Annotated in this window: 14 protein-coding genes; 10 read left to right on the top strand and 4 right to left on the bottom strand. The window is 67.3% G+C overall.

Annotated features, from left to right (window positions below; translation table 11 throughout):
• The first annotated feature begins 306 nt into the window (after nt 1-306).
• The 7 genes from ACWD2L_RS01870 (at nt 307) to ACWD2L_RS01840 (ending at nt 8,664) form a co-directional block, all read left to right on the top strand.
• On the top strand, nt 307-1,662 hold the full coding sequence (locus ACWD2L_RS01870) for an MFS transporter (protein WP_451187077.1): 1,356 nt from the start codon (nt 307-309) through the stop codon (nt 1,660-1,662).
• Nucleotides 1,655-2,389, top strand: coding sequence for a 2,3-bisphosphoglycerate-dependent phosphoglycerate mutase (locus ACWD2L_RS01865; RefSeq protein ID WP_451187075.1), 735 nt, complete (start codon nt 1,655-1,657; stop codon nt 2,387-2,389). Before ACWD2L_RS01870 ends, ACWD2L_RS01865 begins: the two co-directional genes overlap by 8 nt.
• A 29-nt stretch (nt 2,390-2,418) precedes the next feature.
• On the top strand, nt 2,419-3,162 hold the full coding sequence (locus ACWD2L_RS01860; RefSeq protein WP_351344805.1) for an alpha/beta fold hydrolase: 744 nt from the start codon (nt 2,419-2,421) through the stop codon (nt 3,160-3,162).
• Nucleotides 3,159-4,505, top strand: a complete 1,347-nt coding sequence (locus ACWD2L_RS01855; protein WP_351344808.1) for an MmgE/PrpD family protein — start codon at nt 3,159-3,161, stop codon at nt 4,503-4,505. The genes ACWD2L_RS01860 and ACWD2L_RS01855 overlap by 4 nt, the downstream gene beginning before the upstream one ends.
• A 308-nt stretch (nt 4,506-4,813) precedes the next feature.
• On the top strand, nt 4,814-5,479 hold the full coding sequence (locus ACWD2L_RS01850) for a (2Fe-2S)-binding protein (RefSeq protein WP_351344811.1): 666 nt from the start codon (nt 4,814-4,816) through the stop codon (nt 5,477-5,479).
• Between the two features lie 12 nt (nt 5,480-5,491).
• The gene (locus tag ACWD2L_RS01845; RefSeq protein WP_351344814.1) at nt 5,492-6,472 is read left to right on the top strand and encodes an FAD binding domain-containing protein; all 981 of its coding nucleotides are present in this window, start codon (nt 5,492-5,494) and stop codon (nt 6,470-6,472) included.
• Nucleotides 6,469-8,664 (top strand): xanthine dehydrogenase family protein molybdopterin-binding subunit, encoded by a 2,196-nt coding sequence (locus ACWD2L_RS01840; RefSeq protein ID WP_351344817.1) that lies wholly within the window; start codon nt 6,469-6,471, stop codon nt 8,662-8,664. The genes ACWD2L_RS01845 and ACWD2L_RS01840 overlap by 4 nt, the downstream gene beginning before the upstream one ends.
• Before the next feature lie 79 nt (nt 8,665-8,743).
• Here ACWD2L_RS01840 and ACWD2L_RS01835 read toward each other — a convergent pair whose 3' ends face one another.
• Entirely contained in the window at nt 8,744-10,024 is a 1,281-nt protein-coding gene (locus ACWD2L_RS01835) for a ferric reductase (RefSeq protein ID WP_351344820.1), read from the bottom strand.
• A gap of 163 nt (nt 10,025-10,187) precedes the next feature.
• A complete protein-coding gene (locus ACWD2L_RS01830) occupies nt 10,188-10,895 on the bottom strand; it encodes a flavodoxin (RefSeq protein ID WP_351344823.1) in 708 nt (235 codons plus the stop codon).
• Between the two features lie 296 nt (nt 10,896-11,191).
• Here ACWD2L_RS01830 and ACWD2L_RS01825 point away from each other — a divergent pair, with 296 nt between their 5' ends.
• From ACWD2L_RS01825 to ACWD2L_RS01815, 3 genes are all read left to right on the top strand, one after another.
• Nucleotides 11,192-12,115 carry a helix-turn-helix transcriptional regulator gene (locus tag ACWD2L_RS01825; RefSeq protein ID WP_351344826.1) on the top strand — a complete coding sequence of 308 codons (924 nt, stop codon included), beginning with the start codon at nt 11,192-11,194 and terminating at the stop codon, nt 12,113-12,115.
• A 513-nt stretch (nt 12,116-12,628) separates the two neighbouring features.
• Nucleotides 12,629-13,948, top strand: a complete 1,320-nt coding sequence (locus tag ACWD2L_RS01820; protein WP_451187073.1) for an MFS transporter — start codon at nt 12,629-12,631, stop codon at nt 13,946-13,948.
• A gap of 6 nt (nt 13,949-13,954) precedes the next feature.
• Nucleotides 13,955-14,716, top strand: a complete 762-nt coding sequence (locus ACWD2L_RS01815; RefSeq protein WP_351337548.1) for an alpha/beta fold hydrolase — start codon at nt 13,955-13,957, stop codon at nt 14,714-14,716.
• An 18-nt stretch (nt 14,717-14,734) separates the two neighbouring features.
• Here the strand turns inward: ACWD2L_RS01815 and ACWD2L_RS01810 are convergent, their stop codons facing one another.
• Nucleotides 14,735-14,989 carry an N-acetylmuramoyl-L-alanine amidase gene (locus ACWD2L_RS01810; RefSeq protein WP_351337551.1) on the bottom strand — a complete coding sequence of 85 codons (255 nt, stop codon included), beginning with the start codon at nt 14,987-14,989 and terminating at the stop codon, nt 14,735-14,737.
• A 91-nt stretch (nt 14,990-15,080) separates the two neighbouring features.
• A complete protein-coding gene (locus ACWD2L_RS01805) occupies nt 15,081-15,992 on the bottom strand; it encodes a helix-turn-helix transcriptional regulator (RefSeq protein WP_351337553.1) in 912 nt (303 codons plus the stop codon).
• Nucleotides 15,993-16,113: the final 121 nt, after the last annotated feature.

The following is a 16,113-nucleotide window of genomic DNA, read 5'->3' as shown; positions in this document are numbered from 1 at the left end:
CAGAGAGTTCATAAATCCGAACCATGGTACGTATTTACAGTCGCGAGACTATGGGCGCCACCGTGCACTGTCAACGCCGAACCTGCCGCTACGCAACGGAAAACCCGCGCGCACAAGCGTTGACACACCCCAGGTCGAACCATACGGTCAATCGCAGATACGCCCTCTGGTTCGTATATCAGAACTCTCGTGGTCAGTGAAGGGTCACGACCCGCGGGATTCCCGACCGACGCTCGGCAGAGCGTGCGCGGCATGCGGCCGCACCCTGACCCGGCGACGACGCCGCGTCACCAACAGGGAGATGCAATGACGCACCCACAGGAACAGACACTCGGGCCGGTGGAGGCACCGGATCCGGAAGCCGAAACGAAGTCCCCTCCGGGCATGGGACGCGTCGCGACCGCGAGTTTCATCGGCACCGTCATCGAGTTCTACGACTTCGGCATCTACGGGACGGCCGCTGCGCTGGTCTTCCCCAAGGTGTTCTTCCCCGCCCTCGGCGAAGCCGCAGGCATCACCGCCTCCTTCGCCGCACTCGGCGTCGCCTTCCTCGCACGCCCCTTCGGCAGCATCCTCTTCGGACACTTCGGCGACCGCCTCGGCCGCAAGAAGACCCTCATCGCCACCATGCTGCTCATGGGCCTCTCCACCATCCTCGTAGGACTCATGCCCACCGCCGCCCAAATCGGAGTCGCGGCACCCATCCTGATCATCGTGCTACGCGTCCTCCAGGGACTCGCCGCGGGCGGCGAGTTCGCCGGAGCGGTCCTGTTCTCCTCCGAACACGCACCCAAGGGCAAACGCGGCTTCTGGGCGATGTTCCCCAACTTCGGCGGCGGCGGGGCCATCACACTGGCCAACCTCACCTTCTTGCTCACCGCGCTCTTCATGAGCGAGGACACCTTCACCAGCTGGGGATGGCGCGTCCCCTTCCTGGCCAGCTTCCTGCTCGTCATCGTCGGGCTGTGGATCCGGATGCGGATCGACGAGACCCCAGTGTTCAAGAACCAGGTCGCTCAGTCGGGCACCTCACGACTGCCCTTCCTCGAAGCCCTCAAGCACCAGCCACGCCAGGTGCTGCTCGCCACCGGCACCGTGATGATCGGCTTCGCCCTCACCTACATCGGCGGCACCTACCTGGTCAGCTACGGCACGACCGTTCTCGAACTTCCCCGCACCTTCGTCCTGAGTATGGCGATGGTGGGCGGCCTCACCATCTCCCTCGGCACACTGATCGGTGCGGTCCTCTCCGACCGCATCGGCCGTCGCGGGGTGATCGTCGGCGCGGCGAGCGTCGGCGTGGTGTGGGCCCTTGTACTGTTCCCACTCCTCGACCTCGGATCGCGCGGCGTCTTCGCCATCGGTGTGCCCGTCACACTGTTCCTGTCGGGCATCGCCACCGGACCGCAAGGGGCATTCCTCTCCGAGCTGTTCCACACCCGCTACCGCTACACCGCGGCCGGCCTCAGCTACAGCCTGGCCGGAATGATCGGCGGCGGCATCCCGCCTCTGGTCGCGCCGTCCATCATCAACAACTTCGGCAGCTTCACCTTCGGATGCATCCTCGCCTGCGTCTGCCTCGTCAGCCTGATCTGTGTGCTCAAGGTCGGCGAGACGAGCCAGCTCGACCTCGACCGGGACGCGGTCGACGCCGTTGACTGATCACACGGCAGGCGGGCGGCCGGGCGACCTGGTGCTGCTGCGCCATGGCGAGAGTGTCTGGAACGCGCAGGATCTCTTCGCCGGATGGACCGATGTTCCGCTGTCCGATCGAGGACGGCGCCAAGCACGGTCGTGCGGTGCACAGTTGGCGGCAGTAGGCCTGTTGCCCGACATCGCACACACCTCGCTGCTGCGCCGAGCCATCGACACCGCGGATCTCGCACTCGACGCCACCGACCGGCACTGGATCGACGTCCGCCGGAGCTGGCGGCTGAACGAGCGGCACTACGGCGCGCTGCAGGGCAGGAGCCGACAACAGATACGCGACGAATTCGGTGACGAGCAGTTCCATCGATGGCGGCGGTCCTGGGACGTGCCGCCACCCGCCGGGGACGACGCCACTTCGTTGCAGGGCGACGGGACCGCCCGCTACCGCGGTCTTGGTGTCCCGGTTCCGGCAGCCGAGTCCCTCAAGGACGTACACGCGCGCCTGCTGCCGTACTGGGAGGCGGCCATCGTCCCCGATCTACTGGCCCGCAGAACCGTGCTGGTCGTCGCGCACGGCAACACCCTGCGTGCGCTGATCAAACTCGTCGAAGGCCTTTCCGAAAGCGCCGTATGCGGCCTCGACATCCCGACGGGGGTGCCCAGGCACTACCGCCTCGACAGCGATCTGCGCCCCCTCTCTCCGGGCGGCCCCTCCCTTCCGACCCGTACATCCCGCTAGATACACGAGATTGAAGGAGGTGACCTGCGATGTCGGCAGAGCCGACCTCGGCACGTCCACCCTTTGTCCTGGTCCACGGCGGCCGGCACGGTGGCTGGTGCTGGAAGCACGTGGCCACCGCACTGCGGCACGCCGGCCACATGGTGTACACCCCGACCCTGACGGGCCTCGGAGAGCGCTCGCACCTGCTCGACGAGACGATCGGCCTCGATCACCACGTTCAAGACCTCGTCGCCACCTTCGAGTTCGAGGACATCAACGACGCCGTTCTCGTGGCACACAGCTACGGAGGCATGGTCGTGTCCGGCGCCCTGGAACGGATGGCGGACCGAGTGCGCCGGGTCGTCTACCTCGACGCACACCTCCCGCGGACCGGGGAGTCCGCCTTCGACCTGGTCGGCGCCGACCGCGCCGCGCACCATCTGGCGGACGCCAAGAACAACGGAGAAGGCTGGTACATCCCACCGGCCGACGCCTCCCGGTACGGCGTCACCGATCCGGACGATGCCGCATGGGCCAACAGCCGCATCACGGCCCAGCCGTTGAAGACGTACCAGGACCCCGTCGGCGACACCGACCAGGCCTGGCGCCATCCCGGCCTGTTCATCGAATGCGTCCCGTCGTCCCTGGAGCCACACGTCTTGAACCGAGCCCGCGAACGACACGCCACCGACCCCACCTTCGCGTACCACATCCTGCACGCGACCCACGACGCGATGATCACGGCGCCGGGCGCCGTCACCCAACTCCTCCGAGAGGCGGCCGAGTCGTGACCACATCACCGACCCACACACTCGCCGAATACGCGGCCTCCACGTCGCTCGACGCGCTCCCCCATGAAGTGCGAGAGCAAGCGAAGCTGGTGATTCTCGACGAGATGGCCAGCGCCCACTTCGGCCGCCGGCAGCCCGCCGGTGCGCTGGCGGCCGAGTACGTCGCCACCATGCCCGGCCCGACGGAGTCACATGTGCTGGGCACCGCCCTGCGCACGTCTGCGCCACTGGCCGCGCTGGCCAACGGCACCGCTGGCCACGCGGATGAGATCGACGGGGCGCACGTCGTCGGCGGCCACCCCGGCGCGACACTCGTGCACGCCGCGGTCGCCATGGCCGAGCGGCAGGGCGCGACGGGCGGCGAACTGCTCAACGCCGTGGTCCTGGGCTACGACGTGGGTGTGCGTCTCATCGCCGCGTGCGGCGGTCTGTTCAGTGTGAAGGAGCGCCATCACCTGAACTCCGACTTCCTCCATGCCTTGGCGGCTGCCATCTCGTGCAGCCGACTCATGGGCCTTGAGCCGGAGCAGTACCGCCACGCGATGGCACTGGCGACCTTCCAGGCCAACGGGCTCTGCGCGCTCTTCCGCGAGCGAGAGCACCTCAGCAAGGCCTTCTGCAACGGCCAGTACGCGATGGCAGGGGTGAGCGCCGCACTACAGGCCGCCGTCGGCCTCGAGGGCTGCGACGACGTCCTGGGCGAACGCCACGGTGTGTTCCACGCGTGGGGCGTGGACGACGCGTCCGCGACGGTGACACGGGGCCTCGGCAGCGACTTCGCCGTGATGGGCGCCAACTTCAAGTTCGTACGCGCCGGTTACCCGATCCACGCGCCCACCGAAGCGGCCCTGTCGCTGGTGACGCGCCACGACCTCACGGTCGACAGCATCTCGGCGGTCGAGGTGGGCCTGCCTGCCCGCGCCATGCGCGTCGTCGACAACCGGCAGATGCACAACATCTGCGCCCAGGACATGCTCACCGCCGCCCTGCTGCGCGGAGGGCTCGCACTGAACGAGGACCCCTTCCCCGCCGCGCTCGACGACCCCGCGTTCGCGGATCTGCGAGCCCGCGTCTCCCTGGTTGTGAACCCTCTGCTGGAGGCTGAGGCACCCAACGGGCGTGGAGCTGTCGTCACGATCAGGACGCACGACGGCCGGAGCCTGACGGAACGGGTCGATCACCCCCGAGGGCACAGCGAACGGGGCGGGGTCAGCTGGGACGAACTGTCCGTCAAATGGCATGACGCGAGCCCGGGCCATGACGTGGGCTCCTGGATCGCTCACGCCCGCACGCTCGAGGAGTTGGAGCGCGCCGAGCAACTCGCGAGCGAATTCGCCCAATAGCCTTGATGAGCTGGGTATTTGACGTTGCCTCGGGTCCAAGAAGGCCACCTTCTTGGACCCGAGGCAACGTCATTTCAAACGCGCCAGTCTGACATGCCAGGACCCAGGAAGCACTGAAGCAAAGGGGCCGTATCACTACCCCCGCTGCCCTTCCCCCGTCACAACACGGCCTGCCACACCTCCCGTTGCCCGGGCAGGGTGTACGGCAACCTACGAGGCACAGAGAGGCGCCTGAGGACATGGGGCCGGTCCGTCGTGACCACGCCCCGATCAGCAAGCTCCCATCACCCCCGTACGAGAGAGTGGGCATGGCCACCGAACCCACCACCACCGATCCCGCCGAGACCGGCGCGACACCCTGGTCTCCCCTCGCCTCGACCCCCGCAGCCCCGACGCGACGCACCTTCATCGCCACGACCTCCGCTGCCGGCGGGGTCTTCGCAGCAGGCGGTCTGCTCGCAAGCCCCTCGCTGCTCGGCGCCCAGGAGGCCGCTGCCGCCGAGGCCTCCCCCAGCACCAATGTCACTCTGAGCGTCAATGGCCGTCGCCACGCCGTCACCGTCGACAATCGGACCTCACTCCTGGACCTGCTGCGCGAGCACTTGGCGCTCACGGGCTCCAAGAAGGGCTGCAACGCCGGCGCCTGTGGTGCCTGCACGGTCCTGGTCGACGGGAAGCGCGTGAACTCCTGCCTGACGCTGGCGATCCGCCTCGACGGCGCGGAGGTGACCACGGTCGAGGGCCTGGCCGACGGCGACGACCTGCACCCACTCCAGCAGGCGTTCATCGACCAGGACGCCTTCCAGTGCGGCTACTGCACCCCGGGGCAGATCGTGTCCGGTGTCGGTTGCATCGAGGAGGGCCACACCGGTTCCAAGGACGAGATCCGGGAGTGGATGAGCGGCAACATCTGCCGCTGCGGCTGCTATCCGAAGATCGTGCGTGCCATCGAGCAGGCCACGGGCCGGAAGTGAGGTCCGACTGACATGCACCCCTTTACGTACGCCAAGCCGAAGACCACCCGTGAGGCGCTCGACGCCGGCCGGCGCGGAGGGCGGTACATCGCCGGGGGCACCACTCTCGTCGACTTGATGCGCGAGACCGTCGAGCGACCCGACCGGCTGGTCGACATCAACTCCCTGCCGCTGCGCGAGATCAACGTCACTCCGCGCGGCGGGCTGCGCATCGGCGCCCTTGTCTCGATGTCCGACGCCGCCACCCACCCCAAGGTGAGCACGCTGTTCCCGGTGATCTCCGAAGCGCTGGAGCTGAGCGCGTCCGCCCAGTTGCGCAACATGGCCACCATCGGCGGCAACATCATGCAGCGCACCCGCTGCACGTACTTCCGTGACGTCACCGCCGACTGCAACAAGCGTGAACCTGGATCGGGTTGCGCCGCGCGCGAGGGATATAACCGCACACACGCGATCCTGGGCACCTCCGAGGACTGCGTGGCCACCCATCCGTCCGACGTCGCAGTCGCGTTGGCGGCCCTGGAGGCGCGAGTGCATCTGGTGAGCCCCGACGGTGAGCGGACGCTGCCCTTCGAGGGCTTCCTGCTCCGCCCCGGCAGCACTCCGATCCGCGAACAAGCCCTACACAAGGGTGAGTTGATTACCTCCGTGGAGGTACCCACGCTCCCCCGGCCGCTCGTTTCCGGCTACCTGAAGGTCCGTGACCGCCAGTCCTACGAGTTCGCCCTCACATCCGCCGCGGTGGCGCTGCATGTCACCGGTGGCGTGATCCGAGAGGCGAAAGTGGCGGCGGGCGGTGTGGGAACGGTGCCGTGGAAGCTGCCCTCCGTCGAGCGCGCCCTCGTCGGTGAGCGCCCCTCGGAGCAGCTGTGGGCCAAGGCGGCCGCATCGGCGGCGGACGGAGCTCGGCCGCTCCAACACAACAAGTTCAAGGCCGAGTTGCTCACACGCACCGTCGAACGCCAGCTGCGCATCGTAGGAGACCAGGTATGAGTCCTCAGCCGCAGGCAGCCGTCGGCGCGCCCCTCTCCCGTGTGGAGGGGCGGCTGAAGGTGACCGGGCAGGCGAAGTACGCCGCCGATCACGAACCCAAGGGTGTCGTGCACGCCGTCGTGGTCGATGCCGACATCGCGCGCGGGCGGATCACCGGGATCGACACCCGCGCCGCCGAGGCACTCCCCGGCGTACTGAAAGTGATGCACCACGGCAACGCACCCGAGCTCCCCTACCGCGACAACCCGGGCTCGCTCAACCTCCCCGGAAACCGGCTGCGCGTCTTCCAGGACACCGAGGTGCGATTCCACGGCCAACCGGTCGCGGTCGCCGTGGCCACCACTTTGGAGGCCGCTCAGCACGCCGCTTCACTCGTCAAGGTCACCTACCAGACCGAGGAGTCGGTCACCGACCTCGCCAAGGCACCGAACACGGGCGAACCCACGACCTACTCGCGCGGCGACGCGGAAGCCGCCTTGAAGTCCACCCCCGTCCGGCTCGACATGACCTACCACCTCGCCCGCGACCACCACAACGCCATGGAGCTGCACGCCACAGTCGCCCAGTGGGACGGCGAGCGGCTCACGCTGTGGGACAAGACTCAGTGGGTACAGAGTCCACGCGCCCAGCTCGCGGCGGACTTCGGGATTCCGGCCGACTCCATCCGTGTGCTGTCGCCGTTCGTCGGCGGCGCGTTCGGCAACTCCGCGCGCGCTTGGCCGCACATCACGATCGCGGCCCTCGCGGCCCGCGAGGTCGACCGCCCGGTGAAGCTCGTCCTGACCCGCAAGCAGCTCTACTTCGGGGTGGGGTTCCGGCCCGGCTACGAGTACAAGGTGCGCCTCGGCAGCGAGCGCAACGGGCGTCTGACCGCGATGACGCACGACCTGCGCGCCGAGACCTCGCGCTACGAGACGTTCGCCGAACGAGGCGTCACCGTGCCGGGTCAGATGCTCTACACGACGCCCAACGTCAGTCAGACGTACCGGACGGTGCCACTCGATGTGAACACCCCGACGCCGATGCGGGGGCCCGGCTATTCCAGCGCCGCGTTCCCCATCGAGAGCGCCGTGGACGAACTCGCCCACGAACTCGGCATTGATCCGGTCGAGTTGAGGCAGCGCAATGAGCCGGAGAACGATCAGACCAGCGGGCGCCCGTTCTCCACCCGCCGGCTGCGCGAGTGCTACACGGTGGGCTCCCGCGAGTTCGGCTGGAGCAAGCGCGACCCCAAGCCGCGCTCCTCCCGCGACGGCGACTGGTTGATCGGCACCGGCATGGCCACCGCGCTCTACGACACGCTGCGACAGCCGGGCCAGGCCGACGTGCGGCTCGACGCCGACGGCACCGCAGTCGTCGAAACCGCGACGAGTGACATGGGGCCCGGTACCTACACGTCCATGACCCAGGTCGCCGCCGACGCACTCGGCCTGCCCGTCCGCAACGTCACCTTCCGGCTCGGCGACACGGACATGCCGCCGGCGCCCATCCACGGCGGATCGCTGACCATGGCCAGCGTCGGATCCACCGTGCAGGACGGCTGCGACAAGCTGCGCAAGCAAGCCATCAAACTCGCCGTCGAGGACGAGGACTCCCCCTTGTACGGTGCCGATGCCGGGGACATCGTCGTACGCGGCGGCCGCCTCCACGTGAAGGACAACCCGGCACTCGGGGAGACCTACCGGCAGCTGCTGTCCCGAAACGACCGGACACATCTCGAAGCCGCCGGCAGCTATACCCCCGGCCAGGCCCGTTCCTCCATGTACGCCTACGGCGCGGTGTTCGCCGAGGTCGCCGTCGACGCACGCCTCGGTCTCGTGCGAGTAAGGCGGATGCTCGGCGTGTTCGACGCCGGACGCATCATCAGCCCCAAACTGGCCGACAGCCAGGCGCTGGGCGCGATGGTCGGCGGCATCGGCGCCGCCCTCTTGGAACACACGGTCACCGACCACCGCGACGGCCGCATCGTCAACGCCAACCTGGCCGACTACCTGGTCCCCGTCAACGCCGACATCCCCGACCTCAAGGCCATCTACGTCGACGGCCGCGACGACGAAGCCGACCCGCTCGGCGTGAAAGGGCTCGGCGAGGTCGTGCTGGTCGGCGTGGCACCTGCTATCGCCAACGCCGTATTCCACGCCACCGGGCGACGCGTGCGCCAACTACCCATTACAGCCGAGTCGTTGATCTGAGAGTCGGCGACCGACGCCGGAAGTGTGGAGGGCGCCACCAGCTTGGGCGGCGCCCTCCACACTTCATACCAAGAGCGGACTACATCGTGAGCCGTTCATCGTGCACACGCTTTCGCGATACACCGACCCTGCGTAGAGTCGACCGGCTTGCGAGGACGGCTGGGTTGGGGCCGACGACGAAGACCGCGCCCTTCTCGACGGCCTCCGGCGAGAGCGCCGCCGACAGGTGCTCCTTGCGGAATCGTCCGACACGGGTGGTGACCCGCATGCGCCCGCCGGAGCCCTGCACGAATTCGTCCAGCACGTCACCGTAATAAGGGTCGTCGGGGCGCCGAACCGACCACAGCAGCTCGATGGGGCGCCGTTTGTGGTGTGCTGCGGCCAGGCTGAGCAGCGGGGCGATCCCGGCTCCCATCCCGAGCAGCACGAGCGGAGTACTGTCGTCGAGCTCTTGGACGATGGATTCGAAGCGGCCGAAGGATCCTTCGAGCCGGACCCGGGTCCCCACCTCCACATCGCCGATCTTCCGCGTGTAGTCGCCGTGCTGCCGGATGGTGAACGTCAATTCCTTCTGGCTGTCTCCCGTCACGGAGAACGGGTGCCATTCCTTCCCTATGACTTTCCTGCGCTCGAACCGCAGGAAGAAGAAGTCTCCGGGTCGAATGCGCGGATCCGGCCGGTCCAGGACCACTGTCACCACGCGTGTGGTGTCACCACGCGCGATGTTGCTGCGCACGGTTCCGGTGAGGTACCCGTCAGGAGATATCCACTTCTTCCAGATATACACACCCAACACGGCGACCGTGTAGAAGTCGAAGAGCACCATGAAGGCGAAGTGCTCGCTGACCCGGCCGAGCAGGTGGGCATGGAGCCAGATCGCGGCGAGGACGAGGAGATTCAGCCGGTGCACCCAGACCGACAACTGGCGCCGGACAACCTTCTCAAGGAGTGACTTCACACGGCTCACCAGCCGGGATCGGTCCACCAGCCACCCGCTGAGAAAGAAGACCGAGAAACACAGCAGCCCAAAAGAGCCGTACAGCGCCCACTCACCCAGGTCACGGGCGAGCGCGTTCGGGGCGTACGAATTCTGGCTGTGGATATAGGCGAGGACCAGCGCGAGAACACCGAGCATGCCGTGCAGTCCGTAAACGGCAGGCAATCCGACCCAGCGGTCCAGCCACCCGGGGCGCGCGCTGAGCAGAACCGCCAGCAGCCACCAGCAGTAGGCCACAAGACCCAGCACGATAATATTCTTGAGCCGATCCGGGTCGCGTGATTCCGTCTCGAAGAGGACGACGAGCGGCAGCGGAAAGACGATGGCGATGCTCCAGAATGCGAGCTTTCGCAGGAAACTCATCGACTCGCCCCCGCCTGCGCGACCCACATACTCGCGATCCTGATTCTCGGCGTCTGGTCCTGCCTGGACTCGTGGAAGTCGGTGACGCCGAGGACGACCATGACCGCCACCAAGGCAACGAGAAGGACGGCTATTTTCGCTTTACTTTTCACGGTCACCCAGTTCAGGACTTGTAACCCAGCGCGTCCAGCCAGGGATTCAGTTCGGATTCGACGGATTCCATGTCGTCACGGGAGATGGTGAAGGCGTTCTGGACGACGGTGGATTCCGTCAGGCCGTCGGTAATGTTCTCGACGGTATCCGCCAGCTCGTTTCCGCCGTGCACCGAGAAGAGAACGACCTTCTTCCCCTTCAGGTCCTGCTGCTCCAGGAATGAGTACATCGCCATCGGGAGGTCGTACCACCAGATCGGATAGCCGATGAACACGGCATCGTAGTCGTCGATGTTCTTCACGAGCTGCTTCAGCTTGGGCCGGGCGTTCTCCTTCTGCTGGGCCTCTGTGATGTCCAGCGTCTCCTCATGGGATTCGGGGAGGGGGTTGGCTGTCTCGATACGGAACAGGTCCCCGCCGGTGCGTCGCTGGATGAGCGTCGCCGTGTACTCGACGTTTCCGTAGACCTTTCCGCCCACCTCCGTACGGCTGTTGTCCAACTCTTCCGCGGAGTTCACGGATTCATCGGTGTACGGGTGGGAGAAGTACGTGACGAGCGTCCGGTCGCCCCGGGCCGGTGGGCTCTTCGCCACGGCTCCGCTGTCCGTGCCGCGCGCTCCGGTGCCGCCCTGCCCCATCAGGGAGCAGCCGGCGAGGCCGAGGCCCGCGGTTCCTGCGGCGAACAGTCCAAGAAAGGCCCGGCGAGAAGTGTCGGCCATGGGGATGTGACTCCGTGTCGTCGGCGTGATCGTCGCCGAGCGGAATTCCCACGCTTGGCTCACGCCTCATCCTGCGGGCCCGAAAGAGCGCGTGACAGACCGTGTTTTGCCGGGGAGTGGCGTTCCAGGGAGGGACAGGGCCTCCCAAAAAATCACGGTTCCTGCGGGTTTCGAAGCCGCTGGTCAACCGTCATCTCAGTCAACCGAACGCTTCCCCAAAGAAGGACAGCCGCGCGTAAGGACTTGGTAAAGGGTGGATCCCCGGAAAGCGCCGTCGTCGTGTGAGAATTGGGTGCATGGCAGGAAGTGAGAACGGACCCCGCAGTAGCGCCACCGAGCTGGGTAGGTACCTGCGGGCACGCCGCACGCAGACCACCCCGGAACAGGCGGGCCTCACTCTGGGAACCGGGCTCCGCCGCACTCCGGGACTGCGCCGCGAGGAACTCGCCACCCTCGCCGGCATCAGCATCGACTACTACGTCCGCATCGAACGCGGGAAAGAAACCCGGCCCAGCCCTTCCGTCCTGGACGCGCTCGCCCGTGCGCTGCATCTGACCGAAGCAGAGCACCAGCACCTGCGAGAACTCGCGGTGCGCGCCGCCCACTACGCACCCGACCCCGCACCGCAGCCCGGCCGGACCGTGCGCCCGCACCTGAAGTTGCTCCTCGAAACGATGCGCCCCAACCCGGCCTACATCGTCAGCCGCAGCATGGACTTCCTGGCCTCGAACCCCGGCGGACTCGCTCTGTACGCAGGCCTGGAGGACTGGCCCGCAACGGACCGCAACCTCGCCCGGTACCTCTTCCTGCACCCCGCGGCCCGCGAGCTCTTCCCCGACTGGGACAGTCTGGTGCGCAGCTGCGTCGCCCGCCTTCGCGCGCAGGCCGGCACCGCACCCGACGCCCCCGATCTGACCAACCTCGTGGGCGAACTACTGCTGAAGAGCCCCGACTTCGCCAAGCTCTGGGAGCGCTACGACGTCGGCGGGCACAAGTTCGCCACGAAGACCTTCCACCACCCTCGGGTCGGCACGATCAGCCTCACCTCTCAGTCCATGACACTGGAAGGCACCTCGGGTCAACGTCTTGGTGTCTACGTGGCGGAGCCCGGCTCGCCCGATCATGACGCACTTGCCCTGCTCGACATGACGGAGCCCCAAACGCCCCGAGGGGAAGACCCCTCGGTGTCTCCACAGCCGGGGCAGCGCCCCCGCCACTGATCAGCCAACCCCCTCCGGCTTCGCGCCGCGGCAATGACACCTGCCCAGCGGCGGTTTCAGGCGCCGTTCAGCACCTCATCACGCCCTCTGGCCGACGCCTCATTCGGAAAAGCTGGTGCACGGGCGTTGACACGCTCTGGCCCGCATCTCTACCTTCGGTCGCAGATACGGAACTGCGTTCTTATATACGAACTTCAGAATGTGGTTCAGGCGGCCTCCGACGACAGGCCCGCCCGAACGCATCAGCCGTCCGTCGCCGCGCGCACCACCAGCCAGCCCTTACGTCCCCCTCAACACCCGCGCGCCCGGCGGCTCCTGGACCGATGACGCAACAGAGCACGTATGAGTACCGCCGCCCTCGGTCGATGCGCCCTCACCGGCAATCGGCCTCCTGACGCCGCGACGACGTCGCGTCGACGACAGGGAGATGCAATGACGCACTCACACGAACAGACACCACCTCCGCCGACCGCCGGCGACGAACCCGCCGCGGGTCAAGAAGATAAGCCGGGTATGCGACGCGTCGCGACCGCGAGTTTCATCGGCACCGTCATCGAGTTCTACGACTTCGGCATCTACGGGACGGCCGCTGCGCTGGTCTTCCCCAAGGTGTTCTTCCCCGCCCTCGGCGAAGCCGCAGGCATCACCGCCTCCTTCGCCGCACTCGGCGTCGCCTTCCTCGCACGCCCCTTCGGCAGCATCCTCTTCGGACACTTCGGCGACCGCCTCGGCCGCAAGAAGACCCTCATCGCCACCATGCTGCTCATGGGCCTCTCCACCATCCTCGTAGGACTCATGCCCACCGCCGCCCAAATCGGAGTCGCGGCACCCATCCTGATCATCGTGCTACGCGTCCTCCAGGGACTCGCCGCGGGCGGCGAGTTCGCCGGAGCGGTCCTGTTCTCCTCCGAACACGCACCCAAGGGCAAACGCGGCTTCTGGGCGATGTTCCCCTCCCTGGGCGGCGGTGGCGCGATCGTCCTCGCCAACGCCACGTTCTTCCTGACCTCGATCCTGATGAGCGAGGACACCTTCATCAGTTGGGGCTGGCGGGTCCCGTTCCTCGCCAGCTTCCTGCTCGTGCTCTTCGGACTGTGGGTACGGCTGCGCATCGCGGAGACTCCGGTCTTCAAGAAGCAACAGGCCGACTCCTCCGGCACGTCCAAGATGCCGTTCGCTGAAGCGTTCCGGAACCAGCCGCTCCAGGTGCTGTTGGCGACGGGCACGGCGATGACGTGCTTCGCCTTCACCTACATCGGCGGTACCTACCTCGTCAGCTACGGCACATCCCAGCTGGGCCTGAAGGGCGCCTACGTCCTGGGCATCACGGTGATCGGCGGAGTGGCGATCTCCGCCGGAGTCATACTCGGCGCCGTGCTCTCCGACAGGCTGGGTCGGCGCGTGGTCATGATCTGGGCGACCGCCGCGGCGGTCGTGTGGGCGATCGTGCTCTTCCCAATCCTCGACCTGGGCTCGCGGACGGTCTTCGCCATCGGCGTGATCGTCACCATGTTCATCTCCGGGCTCGGCCGCGGCCCCCAGGGGGCATTCCTGTCCGAGCTCTTCCACACCCGCTACCGCTACACGGCCGTAGGCCTCAGCTATGCCCTCGCCGGGATGATCGGCGGAGGTGTGCCGCCCCTCGTCGCCGCGTCGATCATCGGCTCGCTCGGCAGCTTCGCGTTCGGCCTGATCCTGGCCGCCACCTGTGCGGTGGGGCTGGTCTGCGTCCTCCTGGTCGGCGAGACCAGGCAGGTCGACCTGGACAACACAGCGCCGGACGCGCCGAGTCCCGTCCTCGACAATGCCGGCAACGTCGGCACCAGGAAGTGAGCCACCATGTCTGCGCACTCGGCCGCTGATCCCCATTCGGCCTCGGCAAGCCCTACCTTCGTACTTCTCCACGGAGGCCGCCACGGCGGCTGGTGCTGGAAGCACGTGGCCTCCGCACTGCGGCAGAAGGGACTGGTCGTACACACACCAACACTGACCGGTCTCGGCGAACGCTCGCACCTGCTGACTCCGGACATCGGCCTGGACGTCCACGTACAGGACGTCGTGGCCACCTTCGAGTTCGAGGACATCAAGGACGCGATTCTCGTGGCGCACAGCTACGGCGGCATCGTCGCGAGCGGTGCCATGGACCGGATCGCCGACCGCGTCAGAAGGATCGTCTTCCTCGACGCGCACCTTCCACGGACCGGGGAGTCGCACAGCGACCTGGTCGGCCCGGCCCGTGCCGCGGAACACGTCGCCATGGCCGAGCGTGGCGGCGAAGGCTGGTACATCCCGCCGTCCGACGCTTCCTGGTATGGCGTCACCGACCCCGAGGACGCCGCGTGGGTCAACAGCCGCACCACGGCTCAGCCGTTGAAGACCTACCAGGACCCGGTGGGCAGTACGGACCGTGCCTGGAGCCACCCGGGCATGTTCATCGAATGCGAGCCGTCCTCGCTGCAGCCGCACATCCTCGACAGGGCCCGAAAGCGTCACGCCGAGGACCCCTCGTTTCCGTACCACCGTCTTCAGGCGACCCACGACGCCATGGTGACGGCCCCGGACGAGGTGACCCGACTGCTCCTTGCGGCGATCAATCCCTGAGGAAGCCGCCACCGGGCGTCACTTCGCGGCCCGCACCAGATGGATGCAGTGGTCCCAGTCCCAATACGGTCCGGGATCAGTGATGTCGTAGCGCGTACTGATGTCCGCGGCGAGTCGTGCCGAGGCGCGATAAGCGGCCTCGGTGAACCAGTGGTCGGGGTCGTCGACGAAACCCTCGCGCTCGATGCAGACGCTCCTCGCGTTCCATTCCCAATTGCCGGCGTGGAACGCGGATGGGGCCTCGTCGAGCCGGGACTGCATGACGTGGACCACGATCCGGTCTATCCGTTGGTCGTTAGGACGGTCGGCAGAGCGGCAGCTGGAGTCAGAGGCGGCTATCCAGTCGGCGGGTGGCTGGCCCACATCAGGAAGACGCCGTCCTGTACTCCCCCGTGGACGCTGTAGCGGTCTGTCCCTCCGGCTGCTGCGCCGTCATGTCGAGCAGAGACATCGCATCGTGGTCCGGGGTCCCCGGCTCGGCCGTGTACGCCCCGAGCCGCTGCCCCGGCGTGCCTTCGAGGTGCATGCTCTGGGAGCTCAGGGTGAGCTCGCCCACCTGGGGGTGGTGGAACGTCTTCTGGGTCTTCTTGCGGCCGACGACCTCGTAGCGTTCCCAGAGCTTCGCGAAGTCGGGGCTCTTGAGCAGGAGTTCACCGACGAGGTGGGTGAGATCAGGCGCGTCGGGGTTGGTGCCGGCCTGTGCGCGCAGACCGGCGACGCAGACGCGGACCTGGGTCTCCCAGTCGGGGAACAGCTCGCGTGCGGTGGGGTGGAGGAACAGGTAGCGGGCGAGGTTGCGCTGCTTGACGGGCCAGTCGGCGAGGCCCGCGTACAGGGCCAGGCCGGCAGGGTTCCAGGCGAGGAAGTCCATGCTGCGGCTGACGATGTAGGCCGGGTTCGGCCGCATGCTCTCCAGCAGCAGCTTGAGGTGCGGACGGACGGTCCGGCTCGGGGGCGGCGGAGGTTCGGGGGCGTACCGTGCGGCGCGGGCGACGAGCTCTCTCAGGTGGTGGTCCTCGTCGTCGTCGAGCTGTAGCGCCCGGGCGAGCGCCTCGACGACGCCGGGGCTGGGTCGCGTCTCCTTGCCGCGCTCGAGGCGGGTGTAGTAATCGATGCTGACCCCGGCCAGCGTGGCCAGCTCTTCACGACGCAGGCCTGGGGTACGGCGTACGCCGGGTCCTGGTGTGAGGCCGACGGACTCGGGACTCGTATGGGTGCGGCGGGCTCGCAGGAAGCGGCCCAGCTCGTCACCGCTGGTGTGCTGCTCGGGTGTCATACATCCAGTCTCACCGCGTCGCCGACCTGGCGGAATCGATGAAGGGGGCCCTGTCATACCCCCCGCTGCACTCCCCCCGGAACGGCTCGGCCTGCCTCTATGACGCGCGAAGCGGCACGGT

Source organism: Streptomyces sp. NPDC002754 (assembly GCF_053592315.1).
Note: the sequence above shows the minus strand (reverse complement) of the source record. Positions and strands in the feature narration are given on the sequence as shown.